We start from the raw sequence: 12250 nt of genomic DNA on the forward strand, positions 1-12250 counted from the left end.
ACACGCGCCATGCACCGTTTCCCGGTTTGACGTAAGAAGGTTCAGCGCGCCTCGCGGGACAACACGGTGAAGGCCTTGTGCTTCAAGACTTCAAGATCAATCACCGGTACGGCCATTTCCTTCGCCAGCTCATCCCACTGACGCATCCTCAGACTGACGTCGCACAACGGATCCTGCTCGAACGCATCGGCTTCAGCCTCCGTCATCACCCCGCCCTGATATTCCAGGGTGCGGCGGCTGGCTTCGCTCAAGCGTTCGTAATAGCCCGATTCCCTGAGCGTCAGATAACGCTTGGCCTGGACGTGATACTCCACCAGCCGCGCCAGGCGCTCGCTGAATCCGGCTTCACGCAAATAGTCCGCACCGAGCCGTTCGTGGCTGACCACGCCATAACCGCCCATGTTTTCCGCGCCTTCGGCACACAAATGGCCGATGTCGTGAAAAAACGCGGCGAGTACCACGTCGTCGTCGAAGCCTTCGGCGATGGCCAGTTGCGCCGCCTGGGACATGTGTTCGATCTGCGACACCGGTTCGCCGATGTAGTCGCTGGCGCCGAAGCGCTCGTAGAGGCCGAACACCCGGTCGATGACTTGCTCGTGACTCAACATCAAAGCTCTCCAAAAAGCTGTGCAACATTGCGCTCGGCCATGGCCGGGCCGACGCTCATGCCGACGCCGCTGTGCATCAGCGCCACATTCAGCCCCGGCGCCGGACGCAGGAACGAAAACGGACCTGGTCCACGGGAACCATAGACACCCTGCCAGCGCTCGACCACTTGCACCTTGCAGCCGAGAGTCTGTTCGGCCAGTTCGAGCATCCAGTTGTCGACCTGCTCGGCGTTGAACGGCGATGGATCGCTGCCGTAATGGTGCGAGTCGCCGATGATCAGTTCGCCATACGGCGTCGGGCTGATCAGCAGATGAATGCCGTTTTCCTGCAGGTGCGGTTGTTCGCGCAGGATCTGTGTCTGCACCGCCGCCGCTTCCGGCAAGTCGGCGAAGGCGCCGTAATGCACGCAGCTGAGACCGGTGAGCAAGGCGTGTTGCAAGTTCAGGTCAATCTGCGGCCGAGCGCGAAGCATTTGCAGGCGGCAGATTTGCGGGTCGAGGGCGGCAATCGGTTCGGCCAGCAAGGTCTGATAATCATGGCCGGAGCAGACGATGATCTGCTCGGCGGTGAAGGTGCCGGCCGTGCTGTGCAGGCGTCCCGGTTCAACGTCGCGCACCAGCGTCGAGAAGTGAAACCCGACGTTGAGTTCGCGGCGCAGGTATTCGATCAACGCCGGAATCGCTTCCCGTGAATACAGTTGTTGATCGTCCATCCCGTGCAGCGCGGCGCGGTGATGGCTGAACTGACCGCCATACAGATCGCGCAGCGCGGCACCGCGTAGCAGCTCGACGCGGTAGTCGTGCTCGACGGCGCGCCCGGCGCAGAAGGCTTCGAGCAAGTGTTCTTCGGCCTCGGTGCGGGCGAACAGGTACGAGCCGTTGCGCTTGAGTTGCAGGCCGGCGAGCTGCGCCCACTGGCCCCAGAGTTCGCGGCTGGCCTTGGCCAGCTCCAGCATCGGGCCCGGTGGCTGGCCGGTGACCAGGGCCTGACCGAAGTTGCGTACCGAGGCGCCGAGTGGTGTGGCGGTGCGCTCGAAAACCGTGACTTTGAGACCGCGCCGGGCGGCGGCATAGGCATGGGACAGGCCCAGAATGCCGGCGCCGACGATCAGCAAGTCTTTGTGTTGTGTCATTGAGAAGTGCTCTGAATAAGAGACCACCATTGCTGGCAAGCCAGCGATGGGGCCCTGTCAGTCGATGAAGTTCTTACTTGGCAGCGACTTTCTCGGACTTGCCGTCATAACGCTTGCGCCATTCGGTCAGGATCTCGTCGCGGTTCTTCGAGGCCCAGGCAAAGTCGTTCTTGATCAGGCGCTGCTCGTAGTCGGCCGGCAGTTCGGTCTGCGGCTTGGCAATGCCTGGTTGGGCGAGGACGGCGAAGTTTTCCTTGTACAGGTCCATCGCCGGGGCGCTGGCGGAGAAGTCGGCCAGTTTCTTCGCGGCTTCTTCATGCGGCGTGCCTTTGATCACGGCAGTCGCTTCGATCTCCCAACCCAGGCCTTCTTTCGGCAGGATGATGTCCAGCGGCGCGCCCTGACGCTTCAGCTGAACGGCCGGGTACTCGAAGGAAACCCCGATCGGGAATTCGCCCGCCGCCGCCAGTTTGCAAGGCTTGGAACCGGAGTGAACGTACTGGCCGATGTTCTGGTGCAGGCCGTCCATGTAAGCCCAGCCCTGCTTCTCGCCGAAGGTTTGCAGCCAGGCGCTGACGTCGAGGAAACCGGTGCCGGACGAGGCCGGGTTCGGCATCACGATCTTGCCTTTGTACTCAGGCTTGGTCAGGTCCTGCCAGCTCACCGGTTTGGTCAGACCTTGTTTTTCGGCTTCGACGGTGTTGAAGCAAATAGTCGCAGCCCAGACGTCCATACCGACCCAGGCTGGCGGGTTGGCGGCATCGCGGTAGTTCGCGCCGATCTTGCCCAGGTCCTTCGGCGCGTAGCTTTGCAGCATGCCTTGCTGATCGAGGATCGCCAGGCTCGAAGCGGCCAGGCCCCATACCGCGTCAGCCTGCGGACGCTCTTTTTCGGCCAGCAGTTTGGCAGTAATGATCCCGGTGGAATCACGCACCCACTTGATCTCGATGTCCGGATTGGCCTTTTCGAACGCTTCCTTATAGCTCTTGAGCTGTTCGGCTTCGAGAGCGGTGTACACCGTCAACTCGGTTTTTGCCGCGAAGGCATTCAGGCTGAAAGTAGCGAGCACAGCAGCGGCCAGGGCCATAGGCTTGAACATGATCGTTTTCCTGTAGGTGAGTTGAGGCTAAAGGGACAAGTCGTGGATCAGTGGCCGGGCGCCGTTTGCCGCCAGGCCTGGGAACGGCGCAGCAAGCCGCGCGAAGCCCACGCCAGCAGCAAGGACACGCCCGCCGAGGTGAACAGAATCAGGGTCGACATCGCCGCCGCACCGCCGACGTTGCCGGCGTCATCCATGTTCAGCACCGCCACCGCCGCGAGGATGGTGTCGGGGCTGTAGAGGAAGATCGCGGCGGAAACAGTGGTCATGGCCGAGACGAACAGGTAGCGCACGATGTCCAGTAGCGCCGGCAGGCAGATCGGCACGGTGACCCGCAGGTAATGCCGGTACAGCGGCGCCTTGAGCGACAGCGCGGCGGCTTCGAACTCGGCGTCGAGCTGACGCAGCGCCGTGGTGGCGGTCATCTGTGCGGTGGTCAGATAGTGAGCAATGGTGCAGACGATCAGCAGGGTCATGGTCCCGTACAGCACATGCAACGGATTGCCAGTCAGGTTGAAGAAGAAGACGTAACCCAGACCCAGCACCAGCCCCGGCACCGCCATCGGTACGAAACTGAGCATGCGTAGCGTCAGATTCAGCCCGCGCTGGCTGCGGGTCTTTTCCATCAGGTAGGCGCCGGTGAAGATCAGCACGCTGCCGATCAACGCCGTGCCCAGAGCCATCTTCAAGCTGTTGCCGTAGGCAAGCCAGCCACCGCCGGCGGTCTCGTTGAACTGATAGTGGTTGAGCGACAACGACAGGTTGTACGGCCAGAACTTCACCAGCGACGAGAACACCGCCATGCCGAACACCAGCACCAACGCCGCGCTGATCAGCAGGACGATGGCCAGATAACAGGCGTCGCGCTTCTTCGACGGCGCCGGTTTGAACACCTGGGCGCGACCGCTCATGGAGTCGCCGTGACGACGACGCAACCAGGCATCGACACCGAAGCTGAACAGCGCCGGCAGCAGCAGAACCATGCCGATCAACGCACCGCGTCCGAATTGCTGCTGACCGACCACCGCTTTGTAGGCTTCCAGCGCCAGCACTTGATAGTCGCCACCGACCACTACCGGCACACCGAAATCGGTGATGGTCAGGGTAAACACCAGACAGAACGCGGCGAACACAGCCTGGCGCGTCGCCGGCCAGGTGATGCTGCGGAAGGCCTTCGCAGGGCTCGCGCCCATGCTCGACGCGGCGTCGAACAGTCGCGCATCCGCCAGCGACAGGGCTGACAGCAAAATCATCAAGGCGTGTGGGAAGGTGTAGATCACCTCACCCAGAACAATGCCCCAGAAGCCGTAGATGTTGTCCGACAGCAGCCCGCGCAACATCCCCTGATTGCCGAACAGATAGACCAGCGCAATCCCCGGCAGCATCGACGGCGCCATCAGCGGCAGCAGGGAAATCCCTCGCCAGATGCCTTTGGCGGGAATCAACGTGCGTTGCAAGGCGTAGGCAAACAGGTAGGCCAGCGGTACGACGATCGCCGCGACGCTGAGGGAAACTTTCAGGCTGTTGCCGAGCAGCCAATGGAAATTGTCGCTGCTCACCAGCTCCTTCGCGGCGAGCCAGCCACCGCCCTGCCCGGCTTCGCTGCTGAAACCGCGCCAGAAGATCGCCAGCAACGGCAACAGCACCGCCACACCGAGCAGCACCAGCAGCAGGAGTTTGCCGCCGAGGACGAAGATCCGGTCGCCGACCTCGGCCCCGGCCACCTGCCGCGCCTGCTTTTGCGGTAGCGGCAGTGCGAGGTTGCTGTTCATCAGGCAAACACCTGCAGGCTGCGTGGCGGCAAGGCAACCATGATCTGCTGGGCGCCGAGGCGCGGCATGGCTTCCGGCGCCAGTTCGGCGAGTAAGGCATGGCCGGGCAATTGATCAAGTTCGAAGCTCATGCGGCAGCGGTTGCCGAGGAAAGTGATCTCGCGGACCTTGGCCGGGAACAGGTTTTCTTCGTGCACCAGCGGATTGACGTTGATCGCTTCCGGACGGCAGAACAGTCGGCCCGACGGACTATGGACGCTGCCATCGGCCAGACGCAGGTTCATCCCGCCGACCTTGGCGTGGCTGTCGCTGCTGCGCTGGAATGGCAGCCAGTTGCCCTGGCCGACAAACTCGGCCACGAACGGTGTGGCCGGACGGTTGTAGATTTCCTGCGGGGTAGCGTACTGCTCGACCTTGCCGTTGTTCATCACGGCGATGCGGTCAGCCATCAGCATGGCTTCGTCCTGATTGTGGGTGACCATCAGGGTGGTGATGCCGAGGTTGCGTTGCAGTTGGCGCAGCTCGGTGCACAGGTGCTCGCGGACGCGGGCGTCGAGGGCCGACATCGGTTCGTCGAGCAACAGCAGCGACGGCGCCGGGGCCAGCGCTCGGGCCAGAGCAACTCGTTGTTGCTGACCGCCGGACAACTGGCCCGGGTACTTTTTCTCACTGCCGGTGAGGCCGACCAGTTCCAGCATCTGACCGACACGACGGCGTACTTCATCGCGACCACTGCCGGCGAGGCCGTAGGCAATGTTCGCTTCGACGGTCAGATTGGGGAATAGCGCGTAGGACTGGAACAGGATGCCGTAGTCCCGAGCCTGTGGCGCGAGGTGGGAAACGTCGCGCTCGCCGAGGTACAACTCGCCGCTGTCCTGCTTCTCCAGACCGGCGATGCAACGCAACAGCGTGGTCTTGCCACAGCCCGACGGGCCGAGCAGGCACACCAGCTCACCGGCCGCGACATCGAGGGAGACATTATCCAGCGCGGTGAAGGCGCCGAAGCGCTTCTGCACGCCGCGCACTTTCATCGGTGCGCCGGGGTTGGTCAGGGCAGTTGCGATTGCAGGGTTCATGGACAGGCCTCATCAAGCAGATGAGACGAATCCTAGAGTTGTAATGCGTCGGTCATATGGCAACAAGGCAAAATCGACCGATAGTGGTATTCGGGGATTTGGGTTGATCAGGCCGGCGACATTTCCTGCGCCAGCCCGAGAAACGCCGCCGGCAACCGGGCGTTCTTGCGCTCCTTGAGGCAGTAGAGATATTCGGGAATCTGCGGCGCATTCTCCAGGGTCAGCACCCGCAACTGCGGATCGTGCGGTACTTCCTGGCGGGCGATGATGCTGATGCCGATATTGCGCAGCACCGCCTCGCGGATCGACTCGCGGCTGCCGATCTCCAGCAACGGGCCAAAACCGACCCCGGCGCCGGCCAGCAATTCTTCGGTCAGGCGACGGGTGGTCGAGCCCGGTTCACGCATCAACAGGGTATGCCCGGCCAGCGCGTTCAGCGTCACATGGTCGTGCGCCGCCAGCGGATGATTGCGATGCACCGCCAGCACCAGCGGATCGCTGCCGAGCACCCGGCGGATCAGCCGCGCATCGTCGAGCAACTGCGATGACGCCGCGACATCCACTCGATAATCCTCCAGCGCTTCGAGCACCTGCTGTGAATTGCCGATTTCCACCGAGACTTCGACCTGCGGCAGACGCTCGCGAAAGGTCTTCACCAGATCGAGGATGTAATACGGCGCCGTGGCGGCGATGCGCAGCGTGCCCTGTACCTGGCCGCTGTTACGCAGGAAGAATTCGATATCGGCCTCCTGCTGCAACAGCGCCTTGACCATCGGCAACAGCCGCGCGCCTTCGTCGCTGACACTCAGCCGTCGGCCGCCACGGTAGAACAGCTCCACCGAATACTGGCTTTCCAGATTACGGATCTGGGTGGTCACGGTCGGTTGACTGAGGCCGAGCTTTTTCGCCGCCAGCGTGATGCTGCCCAGACGGGCCACCATGTAAAACGCTTTCAGCTCGGCACTCAGCACAACCGTCCCTCTTCCTCTATTTGCGCAACAGGCGCAAACCGTTGAACACCACCAGCAGGCTCACGCCCATGTCGGCAAACACCGCCATCCACATGGTGGCGAGCCCGGCGAAGGTTACCCCAAGAAAGATCGCTTTGATCACCAGTGCCAACGCAATGTTCTGTTTCAGGATGCTGGCCGTGTTGCGGGACAGACTGATGAAGGCCGGAATCTTGCGCAGATCGTCGTCCATCAGGGCGACATCGGCGGTTTCAATCGCCGTATCGGTACCGGCCGCCGCCATGGCGAAACCGATCTCGGCCCGAGCCAGTGCCGGCGCATCGTTGATGCCGTCGCCGACCATACCGACCCGACGGCCCTGTGCGTACAGGTCTTCGATGGCTTGCAGTTTGTCGGTCGGCAACAAGTCGCCCTTGGCCTGATCGATCCCGACCTGCGCCGCAATCGCCTGCGCGGTGTGAACGTTGTCGCCGGTGAGCATCAGGGTTTTCACGCCCAGATCGTGCAATTGGCGGATCGCCTCGCGACTGGTTTCCTTGACGGTGTCGGCCACGGCGAACAGCGCCAGCGGGCCGGAGCTGTCGAGCAGCAACACCACGGACTTGCCCTGCTTCTCCAGAGCGAACAGCTTTTCTTCCAGTTGCGGCGAGCACAGGCCCAGTTCTTCCACCAGTCGGTGATTGCCCAAATGGTAGGCCTGACCGTTGACCTCACCTTTCACACCGCGCCCGGCCAACGCTTCGAAGTTATCCACAACCAGCGGCGCGAAACCTTTATCCACAGCGGCATTGGCGATGGCCAGCGACACCGGGTGATCGGAGCGCCCGGCCAGCGCGGCGGCAATCGCCGGAGCCGTGCCGTCGGCAGTCGGGTCGAGGGACAGGTAATCGGTCTGCACCGGTTTGCCGTGGGTGATGGTGCCGGTCTTGTCGAGGGCCAGATAGTCAAGCTTGAAACCGCCCTCCAGGTACACGCCGCCCTTCACCAGAATGCCTTTGCGCGCCGCCGCCGCGAGGCCGCTGACGATGGTCACCGGGGTGGAAATCACCAGTGCACACGGGCACGCGACCACCAGCAGCACCAGCGCGCGGTAGATCCAGTCGAACCACGCGCCCCCCATGAACAGCGGCGGGATGATCGCCACGGCCAGGGCCAGAACGAAGACCACCGGGGTGTAGATCTTCGAGAACTGATCGACGAAGCGCTGGGTCGGCGCACGTGCGCCTTGCGCCTGTTCCACGGCGTGGATGATCCGCGCCAGGGTGGAATTGTTTGCCGCTGCGGTCACTGTGTATTCCAGCGAACCGGCCTGGTTGATGGTGCCCGCGAAAACTTTGTCGCCGACGGTTTTCTCAACCGGCAGGCTTTCACCGGTGATCGGTGCCTGATCGATGGTCGAACTGCCGCTGACGACTTCACCGTCCAGCGCGATGCGCTCGCCGGGTTTCACTCGCACGCGGGCGCCGAGATCGATGCTTTTGACGTCCAGTTCGACCCAGTTGCCGTCCGCCTGCAACACCGTCGCCTGCTCCGGCGTCATCTGCATCAAACCGCTGATGGCGTTGCGTGCGCGATCCAGCGAGCGCGCTTCGATCAGCTCGGCCACGGTAAAGAGGAACATCACCATCGCCGCTTCCGGCCACTGGCCGATCAACACGGCGCCAGTCACGGCGATACTCATCAGGGCGTTGATGTTGAGGTTGCGGTTCTTCAGGGCGATCCAGCCCTTCTTGTAAGTGGTGAGGCCGCCGCTGAGGATCGAGATCAGCGCGATGATCGCCACCACCCAGGTCGGCGCGGCGCTGGTGAAGTGGATCACTTCGGCGGCGAGCGCACCGACGCCGGACAGCGCCAGTGGCCACCAGTGTTTTTTCACCGGGGCGGCGGCCGGGGAATCAACGCCGGCCTCCAGCGGCTCGGCCTGCATGCCGAGGGATTTGATCGCGTCGATGATCGGCGCGGTGTCCGGCAGATTATGGGTCACGCCGAGCACGCGATTGATCAGGTTGAATTCCAGCTGCTGGATCCCGGCCAGTTTGCCGAGCTTGTTCTGGATCAGTGTCTGCTCCGTCGGGCAGTCCATTGCTTCGATGCGGAAACTGCTCAAGCGGGCGTCGGCGCTTTTCGCCTCGCTCAGTTGAATCAGCGACGGGGCCGCGGCTTTTGATGCACAGCAGGCATCAGCACCGTGGTCATGTTTATGCACAGGCTGCAATTTGTGGCTGTGATCGTGTCCCGCGTGGGATTTGTGGGTGTGCTGGGAATCGCTCATTGGTCGCGTCCATGAAGGTGCCTGTTGCCAAGTAAAGACCCTGTAGCCACTATAGGGTCAAGCACCCTTTTGGAGATTGCCGTCATGAAGATCGGAGAACTGGCGAAACAGACCGATTGCGCCGTGGAAACCATCCGCTACTACGAGCGTGAAAACCTGCTGCCGGAGCCGGCCCGCAGCGACGGCAACTACCGCGTCTACACCCAGGCCCACGCCGAGCGCCTGACCTTCATCCGCAACTGTCGCACCCTCGACATGACCCTCGAAGAAATCCGCAGCCTGCTCGCCTTGCGCGACAGTCCGCAGGATCAGTGCGAAAGCGTGAACGCACTGATCGACGAGCACATCCAGCACGTCAAGGCGCGGATCGACGGGTTGTTGGCGTTGCAGACGCAACTGCTCGACCTGCGCCAGCGTTGTGGCGAAGGACCAGAGGCGGATCAATGCGGGATCCTGCAGCGGCTGGAGGTGAGTGGCGGGGTTGTGGCGGCGGAGGTTGAGCATTCGCATGTGGGCCGCAGCCACGGCCATTAAGAACGCCAGAAACAACTGAGGGAGCCATTTGGCTCCCTCGGTGTTTGATCAGACCGCCATCGGCGCGGTCATCGGCGCATGGTGCTCATAACCTTCCAGCGAGAAGTCGCCTGGCTCCACCAGTTCCAGCCACTCCGGCTGGTAAATACCCGTCTTGGCAAACTCCGGCACACGATCCGAAATCTTCAGTTTCGGCATGGCGAACGGCTCGCGCTTGAGCTGTTCGTTGAGCATGTCCAGATGGTTTTCGTAGACGTGGGCGTCACCGATGAAATAGGTGAACCAGCGCGGCGTGTAGCCGGTCAGGCGACCGATCAGGCTCAGCAGCGCGGCGCCTTCGGTGAGGTTGAACGGCGTGCCCAGACCCAGGTCGTTGGAACGGATGTAGAGCGTCAAAGAGATCTCTTTGGTCTCGACATTCGGGTGGAACTGGTACAGCAGATGGCACGGCGGCAGGGCCATTTCATCGAGCTGGGCGCAGTTCCAGCCGTGGAACAGGATACGCCGGCTGCCCGGGTCCTTGATGATCGTGTCGACGCACTGGCGCACCTGATCGATGGCTTTGTACAGCACCACGTAGGCCTGGCCGTCTTCTTCGCCCTGGGCAATCTGCTTGTAGCCGTTGCTCAGGGTTTGTTCGATGGCGGCGCTGTTGCTCAGCGGGATCTGCTTGTACGCCGGCCATTTGCGCCATTGCACACCGTAGATTTCGCCGAGGTCGTCTTCGCCCTGGCGGAACGGGTTGGCCAGCCACTGGGCGTTTTCATTGGCGTTCTGATCCCAGACCTTGCAGCCCAGCGCACGGAATTCGGCGGCGTTGTTCACGCCACGCAGAAAGCCGCACATTTCGCCGATGGCCGATTTGAAGGCCATCTTGCGGGTGGTGATCGCCGGGAAACCTTCCTGCAGATCGAAGCGCAGCATCGCGCCCGGAAAGCTGATGGTGTTCACGCCGGTACGGTTGGCCTGTTTGGTACCGTTGTTGATGACGTGCGACACCAGATCGAGATATTGCTTCATGAGTTACCTGTGTCCTTGAGCCCCGGCCAGCTGCGCCGGGGTTCGAATATTTAAGCTGTCGGTGCAACCGGCGCCGACGGGGCACGGCGGTAGGCCAGCCAGATCAGGAACAGCCCGCCGATGATCATCGGTACGCAGAGGATCTGACCCATGGTCAGCCAGTTCCAGGCCAGGTAGCCCAGTTGCGCATCCGGCACGCGGACGAATTCGACGATGAAACGGAAGATGCCATAGAACAGCGCGAACATGCCCGAGACCGCCATGGTTGGTCGCGGCTTGCGCGAGAACAGCCAGAGGATCAGGAACAGCGCGACGCCTTCCAGTGCGAACTGATACAGCTGCGACGGGTGGCGCGGCAGTTGCGCCGGGTCGCTGAACGGCGGGAACACCATGGCCCATGGCACATCGGTGGCCTTGCCCCACAGCTCGGCGTTGATGAAGTTGCCGATACGTCCGGCGCCCAGACCGATCGGCACCATCGGTGCCACGAAGTCCATCAGCTGGAAGAACGACTTGCCGTTACGCTTGCCGAACCACAAAGCCGCCAGCATCACGCCGATGAAGCCGCCGTGGAACGACATGCCGCCCTTCCACACCTCGAAAATCAGCGTCGGGTTGGCGATGTAGGCGCTCAGATCGTAGAACAGCACATAGCCCAGTCGCCCGCCGACAATCACGCCCATCGAGAGCCAGAACACCAGATCGGAGAGTTTCTCCTTGGTCCAGGTCGGGTCAAAACGGTTGAGCCGGCGCGACGCCAGCAGCCACGCACCGCCGATGCCGACCAGATACATCAGGCCGTACCAATGGATTTTCAGCGGACCGATGGCCAAGGCCACCGGGTCGATCTGCGGGTAAGGCAGCATTGCGACTCCTCGTTAGAGTTCAAATCTTCAAAATTCCCGGGCGACGCTGCCACCTCAGGATTAAGCCAGGATTGTGGCCTGCTCGGAACAGACGCCTCAGAACAGAAAGCTCAGCCCCACGCAGAACAGCAAAGCGGCGAACAGCCGTTTCAGCAACTTCGGCGACAACTTGTGCGCCAGCCGCGCGCCGAGACGGGCGAACACCATGCTGGTCAGCGCAATGCCCAGCAGCGCCGGCAAATACACAAACCCGAGACTATGGGCCGGCAGCAACGGATCATGCCAGCCCAGAATCATGAAACTTATTGCACTTGCCACGGCGATCGGTAGGCCACAGGCCGACGAAGTCGCCACGGCCTGCTGCATCGGCACGCTGCGCCAGGTCAGGAACGGCACGGTCAACGAGCCGCCGCCAATCCCGAAAATCGCCGAGGCCCAGCCGATCACACTGCCGGCCACGGTCAGACCGAATTTGCCGGGCACCGTTCGGCTGGCCTTGGGTTTGACGTCCAGCGCCAGTTGCGCCGCGATCACCAGGGCGAACACACCGATGATTTTTTGCAAGTTGGGCCCGGAGATCGCTTCGGCAGTCAGCGCCCCGAAACCGGCACCGAGCAGGATCCCGACGGTCATCCAGGCGAAAATCGGCCAGCGCACCGCCCCGCGTCGATGATGTTCACGCACGGCGTTGACCGAGGTGAAGATGATCGTCGCCAGCGATGTGCCGACGGCCAGGTGGGTCAGGATCGACTGATCGAAGCCCTGCAAGGTGAAACTGAACACCAGCACCGGAACGATGATGATCCCACCGCCAACCCCGAACAGCCCGGCCAGCACGCCTGCACAGGCACCCAGTGCCAGATAGAGCAGAAATTCCATGACTGCCTCCAGAGGCGCAT

The 12250-nt window shown here is 62.3% G+C and carries 11 protein-coding genes; 1 reads left to right on the forward strand and 10 read right to left on the reverse strand.

The features are described 5' to 3' along the window. Window positions 1-41: 41 nt before the first annotated feature. From NH234_RS28255 to NH234_RS28285, 7 genes are all read right to left on the reverse strand, one after another. Window positions 42-608: a phosphonate degradation HD-domain oxygenase gene (locus NH234_RS28255; RefSeq protein ID WP_367255077.1), complete on the reverse strand. Its 567-nt coding sequence runs from the start codon at window positions 606-608 to the stop codon at window positions 42-44. Next, window positions 608-1771 carry a TIGR03364 family FAD-dependent oxidoreductase gene (locus NH234_RS28260; RefSeq protein ID WP_367255079.1) on the reverse strand — a complete coding sequence of 388 codons (1164 nt, stop codon included), beginning with the start codon at window positions 1769-1771 and terminating at the stop codon, window positions 608-610. Before NH234_RS28260 ends, NH234_RS28255 begins: the two co-directional genes overlap by 1 nt. A 43-nt stretch (window positions 1772-1814) precedes the next feature. Next, the gene (locus tag NH234_RS28265; protein ID WP_367255081.1) at window positions 1815-2840 is read right to left on the reverse strand and encodes a putative 2-aminoethylphosphonate ABC transporter substrate-binding protein; all 1026 of its coding nucleotides are present in this window, start codon (window positions 2838-2840) and stop codon (window positions 1815-1817) included. A gap of 47 nt (window positions 2841-2887) precedes the next feature. Further along, the gene (locus NH234_RS28270; protein ID WP_367255082.1) at window positions 2888-4612 is read right to left on the reverse strand and encodes a putative 2-aminoethylphosphonate ABC transporter permease subunit; all 1725 of its coding nucleotides are present in this window, start codon (window positions 4610-4612) and stop codon (window positions 2888-2890) included. Continuing rightward, entirely contained in the window at window positions 4612-5688 is a 1077-nt protein-coding gene (locus NH234_RS28275; RefSeq protein WP_007953451.1) for a putative 2-aminoethylphosphonate ABC transporter ATP-binding protein, read from the reverse strand. The genes NH234_RS28270 and NH234_RS28275 overlap by 1 nt, the downstream gene beginning before the upstream one ends. A 107-nt stretch (window positions 5689-5795) precedes the next feature. Beyond that, window positions 5796-6659, reverse strand: a complete 864-nt coding sequence (locus NH234_RS28280) for a LysR family transcriptional regulator (RefSeq protein ID WP_085731529.1) — start codon at window positions 6657-6659, stop codon at window positions 5796-5798. Between the two features lie 16 nt (window positions 6660-6675). After that, complete coding sequence (locus NH234_RS28285; protein ID WP_367255085.1) at window positions 6676-8931, reverse strand: heavy metal translocating P-type ATPase; 2256 nt, start codon at window positions 8929-8931, stop codon at window positions 6676-6678. Between the two features lie 84 nt (window positions 8932-9015). Here NH234_RS28285 and cadR point away from each other — a divergent pair, with 84 nt between their 5' ends. Continuing rightward, on the forward strand, window positions 9016-9465 hold the full coding sequence (gene cadR, locus NH234_RS28290) for a Cd(II)/Pb(II)-responsive transcriptional regulator (RefSeq protein ID WP_007953454.1): 450 nt from the start codon (window positions 9016-9018) through the stop codon (window positions 9463-9465). Window positions 9466-9513: 48 nt separating this feature from the next. Here the strand turns inward: cadR and NH234_RS28295 are convergent, their stop codons facing one another. From NH234_RS28295 to NH234_RS28305, 3 genes are all read right to left on the reverse strand, one after another. Further along, window positions 9514-10485, reverse strand: coding sequence for a thymidylate synthase (locus NH234_RS28295; RefSeq protein ID WP_085731527.1), 972 nt, complete (start codon window positions 10483-10485; stop codon window positions 9514-9516). Between the two features lie 50 nt (window positions 10486-10535). Then, window positions 10536-11351, reverse strand: a complete 816-nt coding sequence (gene lgt / locus NH234_RS28300) for a prolipoprotein diacylglyceryl transferase (RefSeq protein ID WP_065258902.1) — start codon at window positions 11349-11351, stop codon at window positions 10536-10538. 96 nt (window positions 11352-11447) lie between these two features. Next, window positions 11448-12230 (reverse strand): sulfite exporter TauE/SafE family protein, encoded by a 783-nt coding sequence (locus tag NH234_RS28305; RefSeq protein WP_085731526.1) that lies wholly within the window; start codon window positions 12228-12230, stop codon window positions 11448-11450. Window positions 12231-12250 lie beyond the last annotated feature (20 nt).

This window comes from Pseudomonas sp. stari2 (assembly GCF_040760005.1).
GTDB lineage: Bacteria > Pseudomonadota > Gammaproteobacteria > Pseudomonadales > Pseudomonadaceae > Aquipseudomonas.

Bases quoted from the DNA above. Each gene is read 5' to 3' on its own strand.
- NH234_RS28285 (WP_367255085.1), bottom strand. From the start codon at position 8,931: ATGAGCGATTCCCAGCACACCCACAAATCCCACGCGGGACACGATCAC.
- lgt (WP_065258902.1), bottom strand. From the start codon at position 11,351: ATGCTGCCTTACCCGCAGATCGACCCGGTGGCCTTGGCCATCGGTCCG.
- NH234_RS28255 (WP_367255077.1), bottom strand. From the start codon at position 608: ATGTTGAGTCACGAGCAAGTCATCGACCGGGTGTTCGGCCTCTACGAG.
- NH234_RS28270 (WP_367255082.1), bottom strand. From the start codon at position 4,612: ATGAACAGCAACCTCGCACTGCCGCTACCGCAAAAGCAGGCGCGGCAG.
- cadR (WP_007953454.1), top strand. From the start codon at position 9,016: ATGAAGATCGGAGAACTGGCGAAACAGACCGATTGCGCCGTGGAAACC.
- NH234_RS28260 (WP_367255079.1), bottom strand. From the start codon at position 1,771: ATGGTGGTCTCTTATTCAGAGCACTTCTCAATGACACAACACAAAGAC.
- NH234_RS28305 (WP_085731526.1), bottom strand. From the start codon at position 12,230: ATGGAATTTCTGCTCTATCTGGCACTGGGTGCCTGTGCAGGCGTGCTG.
- NH234_RS28295 (WP_085731527.1), bottom strand. From the start codon at position 10,485: ATGAAGCAATATCTCGATCTGGTGTCGCACGTCATCAACAACGGTACC.
- NH234_RS28265 (WP_367255081.1), bottom strand. From the start codon at position 2,840: ATGTTCAAGCCTATGGCCCTGGCCGCTGCTGTGCTCGCTACTTTCAGC.
- NH234_RS28275 (WP_007953451.1), bottom strand. From the start codon at position 5,688: ATGAACCCTGCAATCGCAACTGCCCTGACCAACCCCGGCGCACCGATG.